The 21,531-nt window shown below is 67.2% G+C and carries 20 protein-coding genes and 1 tRNA gene; 8 read left to right on the forward strand and 13 right to left on the reverse strand.

Annotated elements, in window-relative coordinates; all coding sequences use genetic code 11:
- Nucleotides 1-5: 5 nt before the first annotated feature.
- Nucleotides 6-761: a flagellar brake protein gene (locus C666_RS09880; RefSeq protein WP_051019910.1), complete on the forward strand. Its 756-nt coding sequence runs from the start codon at nucleotides 6-8 to the stop codon at nucleotides 759-761.
- 88 nt (nucleotides 762-849) lie between these two features.
- On the opposite strand, the gene C666_RS09885 is transcribed toward C666_RS09880, so the two are convergent.
- Nucleotides 850-942: transfer RNA gene (locus C666_RS09885), tRNA-Ser, on the reverse strand.
- A gap of 62 nt (nucleotides 943-1,004) precedes the next feature.
- Nucleotides 1,005-2,234, reverse strand: a complete 1,230-nt coding sequence (locus tag C666_RS09890; RefSeq protein ID WP_004337841.1) for an aspartate kinase — start codon at nucleotides 2,232-2,234, stop codon at nucleotides 1,005-1,007.
- A 259-nt stretch (nucleotides 2,235-2,493) separates the two neighbouring features.
- On the opposite strand from C666_RS09890, the gene C666_RS09895 reads away from it, so the two are divergent.
- The gene (locus tag C666_RS09895; protein ID WP_004337842.1) at nucleotides 2,494-2,787 is read left to right on the forward strand and encodes a helix-turn-helix domain-containing protein; all 294 of its coding nucleotides are present in this window, start codon (nucleotides 2,494-2,496) and stop codon (nucleotides 2,785-2,787) included.
- 208 nt (nucleotides 2,788-2,995) lie between these two features.
- Complete coding sequence (queD, locus tag C666_RS09900; protein WP_004337844.1) at nucleotides 2,996-3,439, forward strand: 6-carboxytetrahydropterin synthase QueD; 444 nt, start codon at nucleotides 2,996-2,998, stop codon at nucleotides 3,437-3,439.
- Between the two features lie 9 nt (nucleotides 3,440-3,448).
- Here queD and C666_RS09905 read toward each other — a convergent pair whose 3' ends face one another.
- The 6 genes from C666_RS09905 to C666_RS09930 form a co-directional block, all read right to left on the reverse strand.
- Nucleotides 3,449-4,615: a DesA family fatty acid desaturase gene (locus C666_RS09905; RefSeq protein ID WP_004337846.1), complete on the reverse strand. Its 1,167-nt coding sequence runs from the start codon at nucleotides 4,613-4,615 to the stop codon at nucleotides 3,449-3,451.
- Between the two features lie 114 nt (nucleotides 4,616-4,729).
- Entirely contained in the window at nucleotides 4,730-5,329 is a 600-nt protein-coding gene (locus tag C666_RS09910; RefSeq protein WP_004337847.1) for a phospholipase D family nuclease, read from the reverse strand.
- Nucleotides 5,322-6,614, reverse strand: coding sequence for an RsmB/NOP family class I SAM-dependent RNA methyltransferase (locus tag C666_RS09915; RefSeq protein ID WP_004337848.1), 1,293 nt, complete (start codon nucleotides 6,612-6,614; stop codon nucleotides 5,322-5,324). Before C666_RS09915 ends, C666_RS09910 begins: the two co-directional genes overlap by 8 nt.
- Before the next feature lie 12 nt (nucleotides 6,615-6,626).
- Nucleotides 6,627-7,838, reverse strand: a complete 1,212-nt coding sequence (locus tag C666_RS09920) for a DUF3108 domain-containing protein (protein ID WP_004337849.1) — start codon at nucleotides 7,836-7,838, stop codon at nucleotides 6,627-6,629.
- Nucleotides 7,835-8,485: a phosphoribosylglycinamide formyltransferase gene (gene purN, locus C666_RS09925; protein ID WP_004337850.1), complete on the reverse strand. Its 651-nt coding sequence runs from the start codon at nucleotides 8,483-8,485 to the stop codon at nucleotides 7,835-7,837. The genes C666_RS09920 and purN overlap by 4 nt, the downstream gene beginning before the upstream one ends.
- A 36-nt stretch (nucleotides 8,486-8,521) precedes the next feature.
- Nucleotides 8,522-9,274, reverse strand: a complete 753-nt coding sequence (locus C666_RS09930; RefSeq protein WP_004337851.1) for a hypothetical protein — start codon at nucleotides 9,272-9,274, stop codon at nucleotides 8,522-8,524.
- Nucleotides 9,275-9,384: 110 nt separating this feature from the next.
- Between C666_RS09930 and mutL the strand changes: the two genes are divergently transcribed.
- On the forward strand, nucleotides 9,385-11,220 hold the full coding sequence (gene mutL, locus C666_RS09935) for a DNA mismatch repair endonuclease MutL (RefSeq protein ID WP_004337852.1): 1,836 nt from the start codon (nucleotides 9,385-9,387) through the stop codon (nucleotides 11,218-11,220).
- 30 nt (nucleotides 11,221-11,250) lie between these two features.
- The gene (locus tag C666_RS09940; RefSeq protein ID WP_004337853.1) at nucleotides 11,251-12,984 is read left to right on the forward strand and encodes a sensor domain-containing diguanylate cyclase; all 1,734 of its coding nucleotides are present in this window, start codon (nucleotides 11,251-11,253) and stop codon (nucleotides 12,982-12,984) included.
- A gap of 177 nt (nucleotides 12,985-13,161) precedes the next feature.
- On the opposite strand, the gene C666_RS09945 is transcribed toward C666_RS09940, so the two are convergent.
- Entirely contained in the window at nucleotides 13,162-13,998 is an 837-nt protein-coding gene (locus tag C666_RS09945; protein WP_051019912.1) for a DNA ligase, read from the reverse strand.
- 214 nt (nucleotides 13,999-14,212) lie between these two features.
- Here C666_RS09945 and miaA point away from each other — a divergent pair, with 214 nt between their 5' ends.
- From miaA to C666_RS09960, 3 genes are all read left to right on the forward strand, one after another.
- Nucleotides 14,213-15,181: a tRNA (adenosine(37)-N6)-dimethylallyltransferase MiaA gene (gene miaA, locus C666_RS09950; protein WP_004337855.1), complete on the forward strand. Its 969-nt coding sequence runs from the start codon at nucleotides 14,213-14,215 to the stop codon at nucleotides 15,179-15,181.
- A gap of 45 nt (nucleotides 15,182-15,226) precedes the next feature.
- A complete protein-coding gene (locus C666_RS09955; RefSeq protein ID WP_004337856.1) occupies nucleotides 15,227-15,772 on the forward strand; it encodes a DUF1415 domain-containing protein in 546 nt (181 codons plus the stop codon).
- A gap of 125 nt (nucleotides 15,773-15,897) precedes the next feature.
- The gene (locus C666_RS09960) at nucleotides 15,898-16,122 is read left to right on the forward strand and encodes an HP1242/YdcH family protein (RefSeq protein WP_004337858.1); all 225 of its coding nucleotides are present in this window, start codon (nucleotides 15,898-15,900) and stop codon (nucleotides 16,120-16,122) included.
- Between the two features lie 68 nt (nucleotides 16,123-16,190).
- Here the strand turns inward: C666_RS09960 and C666_RS09965 are convergent, their stop codons facing one another.
- The 4 genes from C666_RS09965 to C666_RS09980 form a co-directional block, all read right to left on the reverse strand.
- On the reverse strand, nucleotides 16,191-19,268 hold the full coding sequence (locus C666_RS09965; RefSeq protein WP_004337860.1) for an efflux RND transporter permease subunit: 3,078 nt from the start codon (nucleotides 19,266-19,268) through the stop codon (nucleotides 16,191-16,193).
- An 18-nt stretch (nucleotides 19,269-19,286) separates the two neighbouring features.
- Nucleotides 19,287-20,411 (reverse strand): efflux RND transporter periplasmic adaptor subunit, encoded by a 1,125-nt coding sequence (locus C666_RS09970; protein ID WP_028792464.1) that lies wholly within the window; start codon nucleotides 20,409-20,411, stop codon nucleotides 19,287-19,289.
- Between the two features lie 149 nt (nucleotides 20,412-20,560).
- Nucleotides 20,561-21,070, reverse strand: coding sequence for a GDYXXLXY domain-containing protein (locus tag C666_RS09975; RefSeq protein WP_004337865.1), 510 nt, complete (start codon nucleotides 21,068-21,070; stop codon nucleotides 20,561-20,563).
- Nucleotides 21,067-21,531 (reverse strand): DUF4401 domain-containing protein (locus C666_RS09980; protein WP_004337867.1); only part of this gene is annotated, 465 nt, incomplete at its 5' end. The genes C666_RS09975 and C666_RS09980, both read right to left, overlap by 4 nt.

Raw genomic sequence — 21,531 nt, forward strand, 5'->3', positions numbered from 1 at the left:
GTGCCATGAATTCCGTAACGGCTCCACCCGACACACCCAGCGCGACCGGCAAGGCCTCGCCGAGCCAGCAACATCAGCCAAGCGCCCACCCCGACCGCAGCAGCCTCGCCGACATGCGCCCTTCGATCGGTGACGCGCTGCAACTCGACTGTGGTGCGCCCCTGAAGTCCCAGAAAACCTACGTCAAACTGGTGGGCTACCTGAAGGATCGCTCGATCATCGTCACCGCGCCGACCATCGGCGGACGCCGGCTGGAACTGATCGACAACGACAGCGTGCTGGTGCGGGGCTTTTCCGGGACCAACGCGTACGCTTTCCGGGCTTTCGTCATACGCGTGGGCCGCCTTCCCTTCGACCACATCCACCTGTCCTTCCCCGACGCCGTTTTCGGCAGGCCGGTGCGCAGATCACAGCGGGTACGGACCGAACTCGAAGCCCTGCTGCACTCAAGTTCCCCAAGCCGGGCAGAGCCGGCCCGGGGGCAGATCGAGGATCTCAGTGCCCTCGGCGCCTTGATTTCGACCGGGAGCGCGCTCGACCCCGACCATCCCCTGCGGCTGGGCACGGCACTCGCCCTTCACGGCAACCGCATCGAACTGGAAATCGAATGCACGATCGTCAGCCATAGCACCGAAGCCGGAAACGAGGCGGACGTCCACTGCTATGGGCTCAAATTCACGAATCTCGCGCCGCAAGACGCGATGCTGCTCAAGGCCTATGTCTATCAGCAGATCGTGGACTACCCGGATTCGGTGCGCTAGGCCGCACATTTAATGAAAACAGCATAGCTGGCAAATTCCCGCACCATAAAGCAAAAACCCGCCAAATCAGCGGGTTATGTGCTTTTGCTGGCGGAGACGGAGGGATTCGAACCCTCGATACCGTTTTTGACGGTATGCTCCCTTAGCAGGGGAGTGCCTTCGACCTCTCGGCCACGTCTCCATCAGGAAGGCGCGATAATAGCGAGTTCGCGCCTCCCGGTCAAACGCTATTCACGGTCTTTATCAGACCGCCGCATCGAGGCCGAAAGCCTTGTGCAGCGCGCGCACGGCGAGCTCCAGGTACTTGTCCTCGATCGCCACCGAGATCTTGATTTCCGAGGTCGAGATCATCTGGATGTTGATGCCCTCCTCGGCCAGCGTACGGAACATCTGCGAAGCCACGCCCGGGTGCGAACGCATGCCGACACCGACGATGGAGACCTTGCACATGCTCTTGTCGGTTTCGATTTCGCGGGCGCCGATGTGGGCCTTGACCCCCTCGAGCACCTTGACCGCCTTGTCCAGGTCGCCGCGCGCCACGGTGAACGAGAAGTCGGTCGTGCCGTCGTGCCCGACGTTCTGGATGATCATGTCGACGTCGATGTTGGCATCGGCGATCGGCCCCAGGATCTGGTAGGCGATGCCCGGCTTGTCGGGCGCACCGACCACGGTGAGCTTGGCCTCGTCGCGCGAAAAGGCGATGCCGGAGATGATGGGCTGTTCCATGTTCTTGTCTTCCTCAACGGTGATGAGCGTGCCCTCGCCTTCGCGATCTTCGAAACTGGAGAGGACGCGCAGCTTGACCTTGTACTTGCCGGCGAACTCGACCGAGCGGATCTGCAGGACCTTCGAGCCGAGGCTGGCCATTTCCAGCATCTCCTCGAAGGTGATGGTGTCGAGCTTGCGGGCTTCCGGGACGATGCGCGGATCGGTGGTGTAGACGCCATCCACGTCGGTATAGATCTGGCACTCGTCGGCCTTCAGCGCCGCAGCCAGCGCCACGCCCGTGGTATCCGAACCGCCGCGGCCGAGCGTGGTGATGTTGCCGTGTTCGTCCACGCCCTGGAAGCCGGCGACGACGACGACCTTGCCCTCGTCCAGATCCTTGCGCACCGGCGCTTCGTCGATGTCCAGGATGCGCGCCTTGGTGTGCAGCGAATCCGTCAGGATCCTGACCTGGCCGCCGGTGTAGCTCTTCGCCGGCACGCCGATGTCCTCGAGCGCCATGCACAGCAGGCCGATGGTGACCTGCTCGCCGGTGGACACGACCACGTCGAGCTCGCGGGGCGTGGGATTTGACGCAACCTCCTTGGTGAGGGCGATCAGGCGGTTGGTTTCGCCGCTCATCGCAGACACCACGACGACCACCTGGTGCCCCTGCGCACGGAACTTCGCCACCTTGCGGGCAACGTTCTTGATGCGGTCGGGGCTACCCACCGAGGTGCCGCCGTACTTCTGAACTATCAGTGCCATCGTCGTATCCAAGTACTTGTGGATAAAGGGCGAGATTCTATAGAAAGGCGGGAGACTTTGCAGGACATCACGGACCCAAGCCGCCAAACGCATCCTTTACGTTGCTAATACGAAAAATGAGAAATTTGTCATTGTATTTGCACGGGATAGTGATCTATACTTTTTTGCGTGGTATTACTTTAGTCATAAACAAGCCTACAATCCTACCGGCGATGTCATAGCCGCAGCATGACAAGCGCCCTCAACCGAGGAAACCTAGATGAAAGCCAGCGATAATATCGACGTTCGTGAGATCCGTCGCAAGCTGGGCCTGAACCAATCCCAGTTCTGGTCCAAGATCGGCGTGACGCAGAGTGGCGGCTCCCGTTATGAAAGCGGTCGCAACATCCCCCGTCCGGTGCAAGCGCTCCTGCGCCTGGTGCATGTCGAACAGATCGACATCAACAAGGTCAAGAAAGACGATGTGGACGTGGCCGAATACCTGAAGGCCACCAACCCCGAGCTGTACAAGACCCTGAAGAAGGAAGCGCGCGCAAAGAAGAAAGAGCGCTGAGCGCCGTGCCGATGCAGGAACAGGGGGCTGACGCGAACCGTCAGCCCCTTTTTTTGCTTTCAACATCGGCACGATCATTGCCGCAAACGGCGAACGGCTGTTCAGGCGCGGAGAAAACCATCGCCGGCTCAATCACTTGCGAACATCACAGGCGCAGCGGCGTGCATGGTCGATGCTATAATCCGCGCCCGTTTGAATGAGGTCAGCCATGCGCATCACCCGTCGTCTCGAATTCGATGCCGGACACAGGATCCCCGACCATGCGAGCCAGTGCCGCCACCTGCATGGCCATCGATACGCCATCGAGGTGACGCTGTCGGGCGAAATCATCGAAGCCGACGGCCTGCCGGTCAATGGCATGGTGATGGACTTTGCCGACGTCAAGCGCATTGCCAACGACTTCGTCGTCGCGCGCTGGGACCATGCCTTCCTGGTCTATCGCGGCGACACCCAGGTCATGGCGCTACTGGACGCCATCCCCGGACACAAGACCGTCGTGCTCGACGTCGTGCCGACCGCGGAGAACCTGGCCGCCGAAGCCTTCCGCATCCTGGACCCGGCCTACCGCGATACCTACGGCAACCACCTGCGGCTCGAACGCGTGCGCCTGTACGAAACGCCGAACTGCTGGGCCGACGCCATCCGCGGCTGACCCGGGCAGTCAGGCCGCGTAGCGCCTCAGCCTCAGCGAAAAATCCTGCAACTGCTTGATTCCGCTCTGTTCCGCGCGCTCGATCCAATCCTGCAGCTGCGCCAGCAACTGCTCGCGCGTCGCATTCGAGCGTGCCCAGATCGCGCTCAACTCCTCGCGCATCCTGACCACGGTGCTCAGCGCCTGGCTCTGCTGCACGACTGCCTGCAAATGCCTGCGCTGCGCTTCCGGCAGGCCGCATTCCTCGCCCGACAGCACCCAGCGCCTGAGTGCCCGGGCATCGAACAGACCGCCATGACTCGCCTTCAGGCGCTCGGCCTCTTCGGCCGCCACCCGCTTCAGTGAGCGCACGTAGCGGGCCATCACGTCGTAGCGGTGGGTCGCGATCGCCTGCAGCATGTCGAAATCGACGTGCCTGGCCTCGCCGAAGCGCGGCGTCGGAATCACCTTCTTCGCCTTTGCCAGACGCAGCATCTCGAGGATGCGGATGTACATCCAGCCGATGTCGAATTCGTACCACTTCGACGACAGCTTGGCCGAGGTCGCGAAACTGTGATGGTTGTTGTGCAGTTCCTCGCCGCCGATGAGAATGCCCCAGGGCGAGATGTTCCGCGAGGCATCGACGCAGTCGTAGTTGCGGTAGCCCCAGTAATGACCGATGCCATTGACGACGCCGGCCGCCCAGAACGGAATCCATACCATCTGCACAGCCCAGATCGTGAGGCCGACCACCCCGAAAGCCGCCAGATCGATGACGAGCATGATCGACACGCCCAGCACCGAATGCCGGTAGACATTACGCTCCAGCCAGTCGTCGGGCGTGCCGTGGCCATAGCGCTGCAGCGTCTCCGGATTCTTGGCTTCGGCGCGGTACAGCTCGGCCCCCTCCCACAGCACCTTGCGGATGCCCCGTGTCTGCGGGCTGTGCGGGTCTTCGGGCGTTTCGCACTTGGCATGGTGCTTGCGGTGGATCGCCGCCCACTCCTTGGTGACCATGCCGGTGGTGAGCCACAGCCAGAAGCGGAAGAAATGGCTCGGAATCGGGTGCAGCTCCAGCGCCCGATGGGCCTGGTGGCGATGCAGGAAGATCGTCACCGAAGCGATCGTGATGTGGGTGAGAACCAGGGCAACGACGACGTAGCCCCACCAGGGAAGATCGAACAGCCCGGTATGCATGCGGACGGACATCCTTGAAAGGAAGGCGGTAGACGCGACGATTCTACGCGAGGCGCGAAACGGCCGGCGCTGAAAGCCCCCGGCTCGTATCGGACCCCGGGGCGGGCACCGCGTTCAATGCCTGAACGGCAACGAGGCGATCGCCATGGCCTCGCGGCGATGGCGCAGCCAGTTGTCCCGATAGGCCTGGGCCAGCTCGCAGTGGCCGCGCAGCACGAGGATGTTTTCCGCGTTGCGGTTCTGCGCCGACCAGGTGAAGTTGTACGAACCGGTCAGCACCGTGCATCCCGGGCCGTCGGCATCGGCGATCAGCACCTTGTTGTGCGCGGCCTTGTATTCGGTCTCGACCGCCACCGGCACGCCGCCCGCCAGCAGTATCGGCAAGGCGTTGCCTTTCGGGTTGCGATTCATCTGGGCATCGGCCAGCACCTGCACTTCGACGCCCCGCCGATGCGCCGCCACCATCGCCCTGGCAATCCGGCGGCTGGTAAAGGCATAGGCCTGCACATGCAGGCTGCTGCGCGCACGCTCGATGACGCCGACCAGCAGGGATTCGGCATCATCGCGCGGCGTAAACGCCACCTCGACTTCCCCCTTGGCCGCGAAACGCTGTGCCGCCGACGCCGGCAGCGCGACGGACAAGGCCAGGCCCGCCCATAGGGCCAGGGCCGACACAACCACGGCCGGCGGCCGTGGAACGGCCCTGTCAGGCATTCGCCACACGTTCCATCACCGCGGCAAAGAAGCCGTCGGTGTCATGGCGGTGGGGCAGCAGGCGCAGACGCTCGCCGGTTTCCAGACTCACCCCCTGCTTTTCCAGCACGCCCTCGGCGGACACCGGGCGGAATTGAGGATGCGCCTCCAAGAACGCATCGACAACGGCGTCGTTCTCTTCCGCCAGCAGGCTGCAGGTCGCATACACGAGACGCCCGCCGGGACGCACCAGGCGCGCGGCCGCGGCCAGGATCGCGCCCTGCTTGGCCACCATTTCATCGACTGCGGCCGGCGACTGCCGCCATTTCAGGTCGGGATTACGGCGCAGCGTACCCAGGCCGGAGCACGGCGCATCGACCAGCACGCGGTCAGCCTTGCCGGCCATGCGCTTGAGCTTGGCATCGTTCTCGTGCGCGATCAGCACCGGATGCACGTTCGACAGCCCGGCGCGCGCCATGCGCGGCTTGAGCTTGGCGAGGCGCTTCTCGGAAACGTCGAAGGCGTACAAGCGCCCCGTCGAACGCATCATCGCCCCCAACTGCAGCGTCTTGCCGCCCGCACCGGCGCAGAAATCGACGACCAGTTCGCCGCGCTTGGGCTGCACGAGCAAGCCGAGCAGCTGGCTGCCTTCATCCTGCACTTCGAAACTGCCGTCGAGGAACAACGGATGCTTCTGCAGCGCCGGCTTGCCCGACAGCCGCACGGCCTGCGGCGACAGCGCACCCGGCTCGGCGCCGATGCGGTCTTCACGCAGGCGCGCAAGCAAGGCGTCGCGCTCGATCTTCAGCACGTTGGCGCGCAAGTCGAGCGGCGCCGCGCGATTCAGCCCCTGTGCCAGCGCCAGCACGCCGGCTTCGTCGAAACCGTTCATCAGCCGTTCGGCGAGCCAGTCCGGCAGGTCGGCACGCTCGGCCAGGCTGGCTTCACCCAGTTCGGCCGCCTTCACGCCTGCGACCCAGTCGCGTTCGGTGGCCGACGCGAGCCCCTCGAAATTGCGCATCGGCCAGCCTTCGCCGCGGGCGAACCAGGCCAGCAGCAGTTCGCGTGGCGTCGCCTTGTCGCCCGCCAGGCGGCGCAGCCAGCGCAAGCGGCGCAGCACCGCATAGACAGTCTCGGCGATGAAGCCACGATCACGATGGCCCAGTTCGCGGTTGTCGCGAAAATAGCGCGACAACACCGCATCGGCCGGAAACTCGAAGGCAAGCACGGCGCCGAGGGCCTGGGTGGCCTGGATGAACAGCGCGCGCGAAACGGCGCCTTCAGGGGTCTTTTCTGTCTTTTTCATGTCGGATGTCAATTATCTGTATAGATCGGCCATCGGATCGGTCTCTTCCTTCAACTCGACCCGTTCGGCCAGCATGATCTCGCCGGCTGCCTCGCCGCCGGCAAGTCCGCCGGCTCCGGCCGCGGGCGTCAGGCGCAACTGGATGGCCTGCTGGTCGAGCACCTCGCCGTCGTCATCCGCGATGCGGATGCGCACCGGCAGCATGCCGTAACGACTGGCAAGCCAGATGTCGATACTCAGGCTGCCGTCCTCGGCCTGTGCCCGCAATCGCACCGTATCGAGACGGCCGATGGGCAGGCGCAGCCCCTCCGGCCCAACCACCTCGAGAAGGGCCGGCTTGGCGGTCTTGTTCGTCAGCACCGTCAGCGTGGCCGGCAGGCCGTTCGTGCCGACGATCCCCACCTGGTGCCACAAGCTCAGTACGTCCTGGTCCCCAGGCAGGATATGGACCGCGCGGGGCGCGCGGCTGCCACGGCGGATGATCGCCTTGCCGGCCGACCAATCGAACTCCACCGCGTCCGATGCCCGCCCGCGCTGTTCGACGGTGAAGCGCAAGGGGCGCAGGCCGCGCTCACCCACCTCGCCTTCGCTGCGCTGCACGTAGTGAAAGCTGCGCATCAGGGCTGCCACCCCTGTGGTCTTCAGTTCGACACGCATGTCGTAGCGGCGGGTATCGTGCGACCAGCTGTGGCTGGCCTGCCCCACTTCGAAACCCTTGTCGCCCATCATGACGCGGTAGACGATAGCGCCCTCCCGCGGCCAGCCGTCGGCATCGGCTACATCGAATGCCGCACCCGCCATGGGGTCGATCGGCGGGGCCTGCGGCATCGGCGGCGCGAGTACGGCCGCCGCCGGCGCGTCGCTGGCCGGCTGCCCGCCTCCCGCTGCGGGGGCAGCCAACGCCACCTGAACGGGCTCAGCAGGAGGCGCGAGGGCTGCAGAGGCCGGCTTGGGCCTGGGTTTCCGAACGGGCCGGGGCGCAGGCGCCGCCTTCAGCGCGGGCGCTTCGGCGGCCCCCGCGGGTGGAAGCTCGGCCACCGGGGCTTCGGCCGCCTTCACGGGGACCTCGGCTTCGGGCGGCGGCACGATCAGCCGCGCCTGAATGAACGGCTCGGGCAATTCCGGCACCACGGCCGGCACCGGACGCCACGCGCCCCCGCCCAGCAGCACGGCATGCGCGACGAGCGAGAGTCCGAGCGCCGCCAGGCCGGAACGGTTGATCACGGCAATGAATCCAGTTCCGGCACGCACCAGCCGAAGGCCCGGCCGGCATCATCCGCCACGCGGACGCGCCCCTGCCCATCGAGGCTCAGCCGCCCATCAACGAACCAGCGCACCGCCTGTGGATAGATCCGGTGCTCCTGTTCCAGCACCCGCGCCGCCAGCCGCGCCTCATCGTCATCCTGCAGCACCGGCACCACCGCCTGGATGACGATCGGACCACAATCGAGCGCGGGGGTGACGAAATGCACCGTCGCGCCGTGTACCCGCACGCCGGCCTCGAGCGCGCGCCGATGCGTGTGCAAGCCGGGAAAGGCAGGCAGCAGCGAAGGATGGATGTTGATCAGGCGGCCTTCGTAGCGGCGCACGAAGGCATCGGTCAGCACGCGCATGAAGCCCGCCAGCACGACCAGGTCGGGCCGGAAGCGGTCGATGCACTCGGCCAGGGCGTGGTCGAAGGCGGCACGGTCGCCATAAGCCTTGTGATCCACGACGGCGGTTTCGATGCCGCACCCGGCGGCGAATGCCAGCCCACCCGCATCGGCACGGTTGCTGACGACGGCCGCGATGCGGGCGCCCGGGATGGCGGCCTCCACGATGGCCTGCATGTTGCTGCCGCGGCCGGAAACGAGAATGACGATGGACTTCATTTGAAAGAAATGGGTTGAAAGGCCGCAGCGCGCGCCTCAATACACCGGCAGGAATACCGCCGTGGTCAGGTTCTGGACCACACGCGTCACCGTGCGTTCGGTCTCTTCCTCGATCACTCCGGACAAGGCGTCGAGCAGACCGATGATGCGGCCGAACTCGCGTTCGAAACTGAGGTTGGGCGAATCGCCGAACTCGTTCGACAGCAGCAGCAACGCACCGTTGCCATCTCGCGCATACGAGAGCTTCCACACCGCAATCTCGACGTTACGGGCCGCATTGTAGAGGTGCTGGGGCTCGAGATCATCCAGAAGGTAAAAAACTTCGCGATCGCCGAACGCCGACTGCACCATGCTGGCGAGCCCGACCATCAGGGCCTGCACGCGGTCGCCGCGATACTCCGGGTGCAGCGCGACATGCAGCGCATCGAGATCGCGCCGGTTGCCAAGCGACGCGAAGCGCCAGCGATGCTGCTCGTCGAAGATGCGGGAGATGGCCGCCTCGGCACTCGGGGCGTCCGATTTTCGCCACTCGCGCGGGTTGCGCTTGTACAGCTTGTCGGCAAGGCGGCGCAGGCTGGCGAAGATGTGCTGCTGATGCGTTTCGGCCACACGGTTGAGATCGGTCTTGATCAATTGCCGCGGATCGAAACCTCGCTCGCGCATCGCATTGGGCGCCGTGCCCGGGGTCGAACAGGCCGCCAGCGCCAGGCCGAGCGCCACGGCCAGCACCCTGCGCCGGCACGGCAGGCGGCAATGCTCGGCCTTTGGGGCGGCTAGGGTCTTGCTCATGCGCATCGTTTCCACGGGTACCCGGCCCGCATCATACCGGAAGCGCCGGTCGCAGCCGCTCGGGACCCCAACGTATAATCCTGCCCTCATTCACCGATCCAGGCCCGGCCATGCCCGTCATTCACCGCCTGTCCGACCTTCTGGTCAACCAGATCGCAGCCGGCGAGGTCGTCGAGCGCCCGGCCTCCGTGCTCAAGGAGGTGCTGGAGAACGCCATCGATGCGGGGTCGCGCGCGATCGAGGTACAACTGGAGCAAGGCGGAGTGCGCCGCATCCGCGTCGCCGACGACGGCTGCGGCATCGGGCGCGACGATCTTGCGCTGGCGCTGGAACGCCACGCCACCAGCAAGATCGCCACCCTCGACGACCTCGAGCACGTCGGCACCATGGGCTTCCGCGGCGAGGCGCTGGCCGCGATCGCGGCGGTAGCGCGCACCTCGATCACCAGCCGCGCCAGCGGCGCGAGCCACGCCTGGCGCATCGACGGCAGCGACGGCAGCCTGGCACCGGCAGCCCTCAACCACGGCACCGTGGTGGATGTGGCGGACCTGTATTACAACACCCCCGCGCGGCGCAAATTCCTCAAGACCGAAGGCACGGAATACGCCCACTGCGACGACATGTTCAGACGCGTCGCGCTTGCCCGCCCCGACATCGGCCTGCAGCTGTCGCACAATGGCCGCGTCGTCCACCGCCTGCCGCCGGGCGCGCCCGCCGCGCGCGTCGCGGCGCTGATGGGCGACGACTTTCTGCAGCACGCGCGCGAGGTCTCGGCCGAAGGCGGCCTGCTGCGGCTGACCGGCTTCGCATCGTTGCCGGCCTACTCGCGCGCCAGCCGCGATGCGCAGTTCTTCTTCGTCAATGGCCGCTTCGTCCGCGACAAACTGCTGACCCACGCGGTACGCGAGGCCTATACCGACATCCTTCACGGCAGCCGCCATCCGGCCTACGTGTTGTTCCTGGAGCTCGACCCGGCAGGCGTAGACGTCAACGTGCACCCGGCCAAGATCGAGGTGCGCTTCCGCGAATCGCGCGCGGTGCACCAGTTCGTCTACCACGCGCTCAAGCGCGTGCTGGCGGAATCCGGCGCGGGACGGATCGACGCACAGCCGGCCGCCCCCCCGGCGACGCCGGGCTCGGGCTTCGGCATCGCCGCCAACACCACGCGCTACCCGTCCGCAGGAACCGGCATGGAGGCAGACAGCCCGCCATCCCATGCCGGCACGCGCGCCTGGCCCGCAGCGGCGCCCCAGCAAGGCCGGCTGGCGATGGACTCGGCGAGCCGCGCCTACCTGGATTTCGCCGCCAGCGCCCGCCTGCCCGCTGCCGATGCCCCCTCTCCGCCCTTGCCCGATGGCGACGGCGCACCGCCGCTCGGCTTTGCGCTGGCGCAACTGCACGGCGTCTACATCCTGGCGCAGAACCGTGCCGGCCTGATCCTGGTCGACATGCACGCGGCGCACGAGCGCATCCTGTATGAAAAGCTGAAGACCGTGCTCGACGGCCGTCCTTCGATTCAACGCCTGCTGATTCCAGCGGTATTCTCGGTCGGCGCCAAGGACATGGCCGCGGCGGAAGAATGTGGCGAAATCCTGGCCAGCATGGGCTTCGATGTCGGCGCCGCCGGACCGCAGGAACTGGCGGTGCGTAGCGTGCCGGCGCTGCTCGCCAACGCCCCCGTGGCCGAAATGATGCGCAATCTGCTGGAAGAACTGCGCGAATTCCCCGCCTCGGAAGTCGTCACCGCGCGGCGCAACGAACTGCTCGCCACGATGGCCTGCCACGGCGCCGTCCGCGCCAACCGCCAGTTGACCATTCCCGAGATGAACGCGCTGCTGCGCGACATGGAAGCCACCGATCGCGCCGACCAGTGCAACCACGGCCGCCCCACGTGGACCCAGTTGACGATGCAGGATCTCGACCGCTTCTTCATGCGCGGCCAGTAAAGTAAAAAACGGGAAGCCCCCGCGCCAGCCATGCCCATCCAGCTCCTCAAGCCCTTCTCGCTGCGGCTCGTCCTGATCGTGCCCTATGTGGTGCTCGTCATCGCGCTCGCGATCGCACTGGGCATCCTGTCCTATTCGGCGGGCAGCAGCGCGGTCGGCACGGTATCCCGCCACCTGCTGCTCGAAACCGTCGGGCGCATCTCGCAGGCGGTCGACCGCCACATCGTGGGCTCGGGCGCGGTACTGGAAACGGCTTTCCCGAGCGATGTGCCCGCCCCGCCGTCGATCGAGGCCGATTTCCACGAGATCCGCAACCGCTTCTGGGTGGCGACGACACTGCACACCGACCCCAACAACTACGTCTATTACGGCAACGAAGCCGGCCAGGGGCTGGGGCTGATGCGCCACACCGCCCAGGACGTCGAACTGCGCATGAAGCTCCGCGCCGACGAGCATCGCGCGGTGTATCACTTCTCGGGTATCGACGGCCCGCTGCAGTTCCAGCGCCGCGAGACGGCGCTGTTCGACCCCCGCACCCGCCCCTGGTACACGAACGGCAAGCACACCGAGGGCCACACCTGGACGTCGGTATATATCGACTTCGGCACACGCCAGTTGATCGCGACGCGTGCCCGCCAGGTCCACAATGCCGATGCCAGCTTCGAAGGCGTGGTCGCGACCGACGTGTCGCTGAAGGCGCTCAACGACTTCGTCGGCCGCCTCGAAGTCTCGCCCAACGGCGTGGCCTTCATCATCGAGCCGGACGGCAACCTGATCGCCTCGTCCGCCAGCAGCAACGTCGTCACCCTGCCCGACGGCAGCGGCGGCCGTCTCAACGCGGGCGCCAGCGACCACGCCCTGCTGAAGGACGCCTACGTCACCGTTCAGGGCCGCATCGCCGCCCGCGACGACCAGAACCTGCCGCGCGTCTTCGAATTCAAAACCGCCGACGGCAGCCTCATCCATGCCGCCTTCGACCGCATCCGTGACGAGGCCGGGCTCGACTGGGTGATGGTCGTCGCCATGCCCGCCAGCGACTTCCTGGGAGGCGTGCGCGAGAACGTCACCCGCACCATCGTGCTGGCCACGCTGGCCGTGCTGCTGGCGATCGCCATCGGGCTCAGCATCCTGAACTGGGTCTCGAACGACCTGCGCCGCCTGTCGGAAGTGGCCCGCCGCGTCGGCGACGGCGAGCTCGACACCCCGGTCGGCATCGAGCGCCGCGACGAGATCGGCGCACTCGCGCGCAGCTTCGAGACCATGCAGAACCGCCTGCGCACCGATCGCCTGACCGGACTCGCCAACCGCGAAGCCTTCCTCGAACAGCTCCGCCGCCGCATCGACGCTGCCCATGCCGACCGCCGCAGGCCGCGGCTGGGAATCCTCTTCATCGACCTGAACGGTTTCAAGGCGATCAACGACACCTACGGCCACGACGCCGGCGACCGCGCGCTGCAGGAGATCGCCGCCCGCCTGTCGCACAAGCTGCGCCAGGACGATCTCGTGGCGCGCTACGCCGGCGACGAGTTCGTCATCCTGCTCGCCGACGTCGAACACCGCGGCACGCTCGAATCCATCCGCGAACATGTCGACGCCTTCCTGCGCGAACCGCTCGAGTCGATCCCCGGAATGAACGCCCGCGTCAACGGCGGCGCGGTCGGCGCCGCGCTCTACCCCGACGACGCCACCGACGCCGAAGGACTCCTGAAACACGCCGACCGCGTCATGTACGTGGAAAAGCTCGGCAAGCAGCAGGCAGAATGAGATCCGGATCGCCGCCTGGCCCGCACTTGTCCCCAGCGAGCGTGAGCAGACACCTGCATAAGCTGTGGATAAGCGGGGCAAGTGGCTGAATGCAAAGCCGCCCCGGGCCCTGCCCGAAATTGTGGCGCCGTGTGCCCGGCCAGCCGCGCCGGCGCCTCTTCGGAACCCGCGGCGCAACTAATCGGCGCCGGGACTGCGAACGCGCACGAACACCGGAAATCGCGGCATGCCCTGGGCGGTCAACTCGCGATAGCGGTAGGTCACCATGCTGCCGATCGGAGGCGGATCGCGGCGGCCGGCGTCGCTGAAGCCCGTGCCGAGGCGAAAGCGCCGGCCGTCGGCCGATTCGACCTCGAGCGCGCCCAGCACACCGCGGTGCCTGCCCTGCCCGGGCAGATGCGCGACCACCCTGGCTTCAGCATCGAGCAGCGGGGTCAGCTTGAGGATCGCATCGCCACGGCCCGGCTGCCAATGGGCATCGGCCTGATGCAGCATCAAGCCCTCGCCGCCCGCGGCCAGCACGCGGGCGAGCGTCGCCGCGAGCACCGCCCGGTTCTCCACGCGGAACTGGGGGACGGCCTGCACATGCGGGACGCCGGCCGACGCGACGAGGGCCTGCAAGCGCTGCAGACGCTGCGCGAACGGCCCCGTCTGGCCCGGCAGGTCGAATACCAGATAACGGACACGGCGCCAGCCCGCTTCGTCCGCCGTCTCGCGCCGCACGAGTCCCGACAGCGCCTCGAAGCGTCCCCGCCCCAGCCACAACTCGCCATCGAGCGCCACCGGCGGCAGACCGGCGACGAACCACGCCGGCGCCGCAATCGGCCGTCCGCTGCGAAAGCGCAGGCTCGCCCCGTCCCAGTATGCCCTCACGCCATCCAGCTTCTCGCTCACCCAATATCCCGCGGGGTCGAGTCCGTCATGCCAGCGGCCGGCCAGCATCAAGGCCGGCGGGGCAGGTTCGGCCGCAAGCGGAACACCCGCGGCAAGCAAGGGCGGCAGCAGGCAGAGCATGCGCAGGAAGCATCGCCTGCGGCTGCGCGGATCAGCGAAGAACATGGCGGGAAGAAGTCATGAAAACCTCTTCATCATATTCCAAAATGCATATGTCGGCACATGAAACGGCGCATTGCCGCAAGCGCTTTGCCCATCGCCCCGCAAGCAGCGGATAATCCACTCCGCCTCAACCTGGTACTGGCACCGGCCAGCCCCACTCGACCTTCGCCCCGTGACCGACATCCCATCGCGCTCGACGCCCCCACCCGCACTGCTGCTGCTCGGCCCCACCGCCAGCGGCAAGACGGCGTGTGCGCTCGCGCTCGCCCGCAGCCTGCCGATCGAGATCATCAGCGTCGACTCCGCGCTGGTGTACCGCGGCATGGACATCGGCACGGCCAAGCCCAGCCCGGAAGAACTCGCTGCCTGCCCGCACCACCTGATCGACATCGTCTCGCCCGAGGACGCCTATTCGGCCGCCCGCTTCCGCGCCGACGCCATCCGCCTGATGCGCGAGATCACCGCGCGCGGCCGCATTCCGCTGCTGGCCGGCGGCACCATGCTGTACTTCAAGGCGCTGCGCGACGGACTCTCGGACCTGCCGCCCGCCGACGCCGGGCTGCGCCGCGCCATCGACGCGGACGCCGCCGCGCACGGCTGGCCGGCATTGCACGCCGAACTCGCCCGGCTCGACCCCGCCACCGCCGCGCGGCTGGAGCCCGCTGACGCCCAGCGCATCCAGCGCGCGCTCGAAATCGTGCGCCTCACCGGCCGCCCGCTGGCCGACAGCTACGCCCGCAGGGAAGACGACGCCCTGCCCTGCCGCCTGCTGCCGATGGCGATCGCGCCATCGGACCGCAGCGTGCTGCACGCGCGCATCGCCGACCGCTTCGACGCCATGCTGCACGCCGGCTTCATCGACGAAGTCCGCCAATTGCGCAACACCCATCGCCTGGCGCCGGATATGCCCTCGATGCGCTGCGTCGGCTACCGCCAGGCTTGGGAGTACCTCGACGGCGGCATCGGCTACGACGAACTGCGCTTCAAGGGCGTCGCCGCCACCCGCCAGCTCGCCAAGCGCCAGCTCACCTGGCAGCGCCAGTTCCGCGAGACCTGGCCGGGTTTCATCGAGCTCGACTGCCTGCGCCCGGACCTCGCCGACGCCATACGCTACACGGCGCTGCAACTGATCGCGGCATGAGCCGCCGCCGCGCACCTCCCTCCACCGCACGCAAGGAAAGCCCGCATGGACCAGCAGATCCTCGACGACATCAACCAATGGCTGGACGAGGTCGTCATCGGCCTCGACCTCTGTCCGTTCGCGGCCAGGCCGCGGCGCGAAAAGCGGGTACGCATCGCCATCAGCCATGCCACCGACGAGGAAACCCTGCTCAACGACCTGCAGGCCGAACTCGAACGCCTGTCCGACACGCCTGCGGAAACACTGGAGACGACGCTGCTGGCGATCTCGGACATGCTCGAGAACTTCGAGGACTACAACGACTTCCTCGATGCGGTCGATCTGTGGGTCGAGCAGTTCGGCTGGGAAGGCGAACTGCAGGTGGCAAGCTTCCATCCGCAATATCAGTTTGCCGATACCGAGCCCGACGACGCCGGCAACCTGACCAACCGCTCGCCCTGGCCGCTGCTGCACATCATCCGCGAGGAAAGCCTGGAAAAAGCCATCGAACACCATCCGGACGTCGACGGCATTCCGGAACGAAACATCGCCCGCATGGAGGCGCTGACGGACGGGGACAGGAAACGGCTGTTCCCCTACCTGTTCGGCTGAGGCCCTGCCCACCGCCCAGATCGGGAGCACGAGCCCCCGCCGGGCGCTTGGCCGGCCGCCGCTGAAGGAGTAGAGTGAAGCCAACGGATCCGGTTTCGTCCCCACTTGATCACCGGAGTGTGCCTATGTTTCCTGAATACCGTGACCTGATTACGCAGTTGAAGACCAGCGACCGTCATTTCCTGAATCTGTTCGACAAGCACAACACGCTCGACCAGCAGATCAAGAACATCGAATCGCACATCGAGCATGCGACGCATGAAGAGGTCGAAGTCCTGAAGAAGCAGAAGCTGCTGCTGAAGGACCAGATGTACGCCATCCTGCAGAAAGTGGACCCCGCGACCCAATAAGCGGCACGCCAGCGGTCCCCGCCCCGGCCCCCTGCAGCGCTCCCGCGCCAGGGGGCTTTTCAATCGGATCAGATGCCTGCCCCTGCCGCCCCGGCAGCGGGCACTTCCGGCGTCCGCTCCTTGCGGGCAAGCAGCGAATACACCGTCGGCACCACGAACAAGGTGAAGAAGGTGCCGAGCAGCAGCCCCCCCACGATCACCCAGCCGATCTGCTGCCGGCTTTCGGCGCCGGCGCCGGTGGCCAGCGCCAGGGGCACCGAACCCAGCACCATCGCCCCGGTCGTCATCAGGATGGGCCGCAGGCGCAGCACGGCGGCCTCGATCACTGCCTCCAGCAGATCGCGGCCCTGCTCGCGCAACTGGTTGGCGAATTCCACGATCAGGATGCCGTGCTTGGTGATCAGGCCCACCAGCGTCACCAGCCCGATCTGGCTGTAGACGTTGAGCGTGCCGCCCGTCAGCCACAGCGCGCCCAAGGCGCCGGTCATCGACAACGGCACCGTCAGCATGATGATGAAGGGGTCGCGGAAGCTCTCGAACTGCGCCGCCAGCACCAGGTAGATGAAGGCCAGCGCCAGCAGGAACACCAGCGCCAGGCTGGCCGAACTGGTCTTGAACTCGCGCGACTGGCCGTCGTAGTCGGTCGCATAGCCTGGCGGCAGGACGCGCGCGGCGGTCTCCTCCATCCACTGCAGCGCCTCGCCCAGCGCATAGTCGGGCGCGAGGTTGGCCGAGATGGTCACCGAGCGGCGCTGGCCGAAGTGGTTCAGTTCGCGCGGCGCCACCGCCTCGCTGACCTTGACCACGTTGGCCAGCGGCACCATGTCGCCGTTGCGCGCGCGCACGAAGATGTCGCGGATGTCGCGCGGATCGGCGCGGCTGGCGGCGGCGACCTGCACGATCACGTCGTACTGTTCGGCATCCTGCTTGTAGCGCGTCACCTGGCGGCCGCCGAGCATGGTCTCCAGCGTGCGGCCGATGACGTCGACCGGCACCCCCAGGTCTGCCGCGCGGTCGCGGTCGACCTCGACCGACAGTTCCGGCAGGGTCAGCTTGAGATCGGTATCGGGCGAAACGAAACCCGGATTGCCGCGCATCGCATCCAGAATCGCCTCAGCATGGCGTGCAAGCTCGTCATAGGAATCGGAGGTCGACACGACGAAGCTGACCGGCCGCGAACGCGGACTCTGGCCGAAGGAAGCCGGCATCACCGGAAAGGCATTCACGCCCGGAATCGCCTTCAGCCGGGGCCCGAGTTCCTCGGCGATCTGCGACGCGCTCCGTTCGCGTGCCCCCCAGTCCTCGAAACCGACGAAGGAAATGCCCTGCGACACGGTGGGGTTGCCGGTGATCACCAGATAGCGGTCCACCTCGGGCAGGCCGGCGTAGATGTCCTCGATCTCGCGCGCATAGCGCGACATGTAGTCGATGGTCGCGCCTTCCGGCCCGTTGAACATGCCGACCACACGGCCACGGTCCTCCAGCGGTGCCAGCTCGGTCTTCAGCTGCCCCATCAGCAGCACGGAAGCCCCCGCCACCAGCGCGAACACCAGCATCACCAGCCAGCGCACTTTCAGCGACGCGCTCAGCACGCCGCGGTAGCCCTCGGTCATCCAGTTCAGAAAACCTTCGACGGCGTTGTAGACCGGGCCGTGCTTGCGCTCGTGGCGCAGCAGGCGGGAGCACATCATCGGCGACAGCGTCAGGGCGACGAAGCCGGACACGATCACCGCGCCGGCCAGCGTCAGCGCGAACTCGGTGAACAGCTTGCCGGTGCGCCCGGTCATGAAGGCCACCGGCGCATACACCGCCGCCAGCGTGATCGTCATCGCCACCACGGCGAAACCGATCTCCTTGGCGCCCTTGAAGGCCGCGGCCACCGGCTCCATGCCCTCCTCGACATGGCGGTAGATGTTCTCCAGCACCACGATGGCGTCATCCACCACCAGGCCGATCGCCAGCACCAGCGCGAGCAGGGTGAGCGTATTGACCGAGAAGCCCAGCGCGAACATCAGCGTGAACACCCCCACCAGCGATACCGGGATCGTCACCAGCGGCACCAGCATCGCGCGCCAGTTGCGCAGGAAGAACAGGCACACTCCGGCCACCAGCAGCACCGCTTCCCAGATCGTCGAGAACACCGCGTCGATCGAGCGCTCGATGAACACCGTGGTGTCGTTGGCGATCATCATCGACATGCCCTCGGGCAGTTCGCTCTCCAGCCGCGGCAGCATCTCCTCCAGCCCGCGCTTGAGATCCAGCGGATTGGCGGTGGCCTGCTTGATGAGCCCGATCGACACCGCCGGCCGGCCCATGAAACGGACCGATGAGCGCTCGTTCTCCGGGGCCACCTCGACGCGGCCGATATCGCGGATGCGCACCGGATAATCGGCCGCGCTGGCCGGCTGGCGCACCACCACCGCCTCGAACTCGTCCGGCTGCGCCAGGTCGGTGCGCGCGACGACGGCGAATTCGCGCTGGCTGCTCTCGATGCGCCCGGCGGGCAGTTCCACGTTCTGCCCGCGAATGGCGTTTTCGACCTCCTGCACGGTCAGGCCGAAGGCCGCCAGCCGGTCGCGGTCGAGCCAGATCCGCATCGAATAGCGCCGCTCGCCGAACAGGCGCGCATCCGCCGCCCCCGGCAGGGTCTGCAGGCGGGGCTTGATGACGCGGCTGGCGAAGTCGCTCATCACCAGCGGCGAATGCCGGTCGGACGAGAACGCCACCCAGATGATCGGGTTGGCATCGGCCTCCACCTTGGCGATCACAGGCTCATCGACGTCGTCCGGCAGGCGGCGGCGCACGCGCGACACGCGGTCGCGCACATCGGCCGCGGCGCTGTCGGCATCGCGCTCGACGCGGAAGCGCACCGTGATCTGGCTGCGCTCCTGGCGGCTGATCGACGACAGCACATCCACTCCCTCGATGCCGGCGAGCGAATCCTCGAGCGGTTTCGTCACCTGGGATTCGACGATCGCCGCGCTCGCCCCGCGGTAGGTGGTATCGACCGTCACCACCGGTTCGTCGATATTGGGATATTCGCGCACCGTCAGCCGCGAGTAGGACATCAGCCCCACCAGCAGCACCAGCAGTGACAGCACGGTCGCAAACACCGGGCGCTTGATGCAGATATCGGAAATGACCATCGTCGCGCTTCCTGTCGCTCAGCCCGCGTCGGGCGCGGTCCCCCGCAACACCGTCACCGGCGCACCGTCGCGCAGCTTGAGCTGGCCGGCGGTGACCACCTCCATCCCCGCATCCAGCCCGCCGACGATTTCCACCACCGTCTCGCGCCGCATACCGGTCCGCACATCCACGCGCTGTGCCTTGCCGTCCATCACGCGGTAGACGAACTGCACGTTGCCGGGCGCCGGCACCAGCGCCGTTTCGGGCACCACCAGCACCGCCGGGCGCTCGGCCAGGATCAGGCGCACACGCACGAACACCCCCGGGCGCAAGCGCCCATCCGGATTGGCCAAGCTGGCCCGCAGGCGCACCGCGCGGCCCTGCGCATCCACCAGCGGGTCGATCGCATCCACCCGCGCGGCGAAGCTGTCGCCGGGCAGCACGTCGCTCGCCAGCTCCAGTTCCTGGCCGGGCTTGACGCGGTCGAGATAAAGCTCGGGCAGGCGGAAGTCCACCTTCAGTCGGGCGATGTCCTCCAGGTTGATCAGCGCGTCCCCATCCTTGACGTAGTCGCCCGGGCTCACGCTGCGGATGCCCGCCACGCCGTCGAAGGGCGCGCGGATCAGGGTCTGCTCGAGCCGCGCCTGCGCCAGCGCGACGCCGGCCCGCGCCACGTCCAGCTCGGCGCGGGCATTGTCGCGGCCGCTCTGGCTGACGAACTTGCGTGCAAACAGATCCTCGCTGCGGCGGAAATTGGCTTCGGCCAGCGTCAGGTTGGCGCGCGCCTGCTGCCGTTCGGCACGCTGCACGGCCGCATCCAGTTCGACCAGCACGTCTCCGCGCCGGATCCGCTCTCCATCCTTGAACGCGATGCGCGAAATCCGCCCCGCCACTTCGGGCCGCAACACCACCGATTCATTGGAAACCAGAGAGCCCACGGCGGTGACGTCGTCGGCCATCGCGCGCACCTCGGCCCTGGCCACCTCGACCACGACCGGCGCCTCCTCGGCCACCGGGGAAGCATCCGCCCGAACCTGCCCCCCCGCCGGCTGCAAAAGCGCCGCGCCGTGGCGGTCGGGCTGGTTGGCATACCATGCATAAGCCGCCAGGCCGGCAAGACCGATGGCGCACAAGGCGACGATGACAGGGCGACGAGACGACATGGTAATCCGGCGGCGAATGGGAACGGGAACGGGGCGAAGCGCCGCGATTGTCCCACAGGCGCAAGCCGCGATGCTGAATGCAGACACCGCGAGCCGCGCGCAAGTTCATGCGCCGCGCAGCTTTCGCGCCTCGGGTGCCGCCGCCGGCATCATCGCCGCTGCCCGCCGAGCCGGTTCAGTGCCTCGTCGCGCAGATGCGTGAGCAAGGCCGTACCATCCGGCGCCACGCGAAACTCCCCCCAGTGCGCCGCCTCGTAAACCGCGGCCGTGCCCTCCTGGAAAAAGAAGGCATTCGGCCCGATCGTCGCGCGGCCGTCGCGCCGCCGGATGCGCATCGCGGCGCTCCCGCCCGCCGGCAGCGCATCGGCCACGCCGGCCAGCCGCGCACGCCCCTCCGCATCCAGCGCCAGCAGCGCATAGGCCGTCGGCGAAGCGCCTTCCTCGCCCAGCGGGGCTGGCAGTTCGCCGTCGATGGCGAAACGCAGCGCCATGTAGTCGCCCTGCATCAGCGAGCGCGGATCGACCGGCGCCAGCCGCAGCAACACGATTCGCCCCTGTTCGAGCGTGCGCTCGCGATCGACGACCGCCTTCAGCGACACGCCCAGCACCAGGGCCAGCGCCGCCGCCACGGCGGCACGCGCAAGCAGGCCCCGGCTCACGGCCGCGCCTCTTGCCCGGCGCGGAGCATCCACGCACGCAGCGCCAGCAGGATCACGCCCGCCAATGCCAGCAGCGCCGACTTGTGCAGCAGGCTCACGTCCAGCAGGTAATAGAACTCGCCGACGTACGACACCGCCGCCAGCAATGCCAACCCCGCAAGCGTGCGCTGGCTGGCATGGAATGCGGCGGCGAACACGCCGACGGCCACGATCAGCCCCGGCGCGTCGTGGAACACCAGGCCCCACAACAGCGCCGCGCCCCCCGCCATGGCACGCGGCCAGCGCACCGGCTGCCGCGCGGATCGCAGCAGATGGTCCAGCAAGGCGAACAGCACCAGCGCCGCGCCCCATGCCAGCCAGACCATGCGGCCGCCGAAGCCGCCCTGCCCGGACAAGGCGCCGACCCAGGCCTCGCCCCGCGCCAGCGTCAGCACCGCCGGCAAGGCCAGCGCGGACAAGCC

Origin of the sequence: Thauera linaloolentis 47Lol = DSM 12138 (assembly GCF_000310205.1) — a bacterium.
In the GTDB taxonomy this organism is placed as follows: domain Bacteria; phylum Pseudomonadota; class Gammaproteobacteria; order Burkholderiales; family Rhodocyclaceae; genus Thauera; species Thauera linaloolentis.

What these genes read in the sequence shown, in the direction of transcription:
- C666_RS09880 (WP_051019910.1), top strand. Translation starts at nt 6, where the DNA reads ATGAATTCCGTAACGGCTCCACCCGACACACCCAGCGCGACCGGCAAG.
- C666_RS09890 (WP_004337841.1), bottom strand. Translation starts at nt 2,234, where the DNA reads ATGGCACTGATAGTTCAGAAGTACGGCGGCACCTCGGTGGGTAGCCCC.
- C666_RS09895 (WP_004337842.1), top strand. Translation starts at nt 2,494, where the DNA reads ATGAAAGCCAGCGATAATATCGACGTTCGTGAGATCCGTCGCAAGCTG.
- queD (WP_004337844.1), top strand. Translation starts at nt 2,996, where the DNA reads ATGCGCATCACCCGTCGTCTCGAATTCGATGCCGGACACAGGATCCCC.
- C666_RS09905 (WP_004337846.1), bottom strand. Translation starts at nt 4,615, where the DNA reads ATGCATACCGGGCTGTTCGATCTTCCCTGGTGGGGCTACGTCGTCGTT.
- C666_RS09910 (WP_004337847.1), bottom strand. Translation starts at nt 5,329, where the DNA reads ATGCCTGACAGGGCCGTTCCACGGCCGCCGGCCGTGGTTGTGTCGGCC.
- C666_RS09915 (WP_004337848.1), bottom strand. Translation starts at nt 6,614, where the DNA reads ATGAAAAAGACAGAAAAGACCCCTGAAGGCGCCGTTTCGCGCGCGCTG.
- purN (WP_004337850.1), bottom strand. Translation starts at nt 8,485, where the DNA reads ATGAAGTCCATCGTCATTCTCGTTTCCGGCCGCGGCAGCAACATGCAG.
- C666_RS09930 (WP_004337851.1), bottom strand. Translation starts at nt 9,274, where the DNA reads ATGAGCAAGACCCTAGCCGCCCCAAAGGCCGAGCATTGCCGCCTGCCG.
- mutL (WP_004337852.1), top strand. Translation starts at nt 9,385, where the DNA reads ATGCCCGTCATTCACCGCCTGTCCGACCTTCTGGTCAACCAGATCGCA.
- C666_RS09940 (WP_004337853.1), top strand. Translation starts at nt 11,251, where the DNA reads ATGCCCATCCAGCTCCTCAAGCCCTTCTCGCTGCGGCTCGTCCTGATC.
- C666_RS09945 (WP_051019912.1), bottom strand. Translation starts at nt 13,998, where the DNA reads ATGCTCTGCCTGCTGCCGCCCTTGCTTGCCGCGGGTGTTCCGCTTGCG.
- C666_RS09955 (WP_004337856.1), top strand. Translation starts at nt 15,227, where the DNA reads ATGGACCAGCAGATCCTCGACGACATCAACCAATGGCTGGACGAGGTC.
- C666_RS09960 (WP_004337858.1), top strand. Translation starts at nt 15,898, where the DNA reads ATGTTTCCTGAATACCGTGACCTGATTACGCAGTTGAAGACCAGCGAC.
- C666_RS09965 (WP_004337860.1), bottom strand. Translation starts at nt 19,268, where the DNA reads ATGGTCATTTCCGATATCTGCATCAAGCGCCCGGTGTTTGCGACCGTG.
- C666_RS09970 (WP_028792464.1), bottom strand. Translation starts at nt 20,411, where the DNA reads ATGTCGTCTCGTCGCCCTGTCATCGTCGCCTTGTGCGCCATCGGTCTT.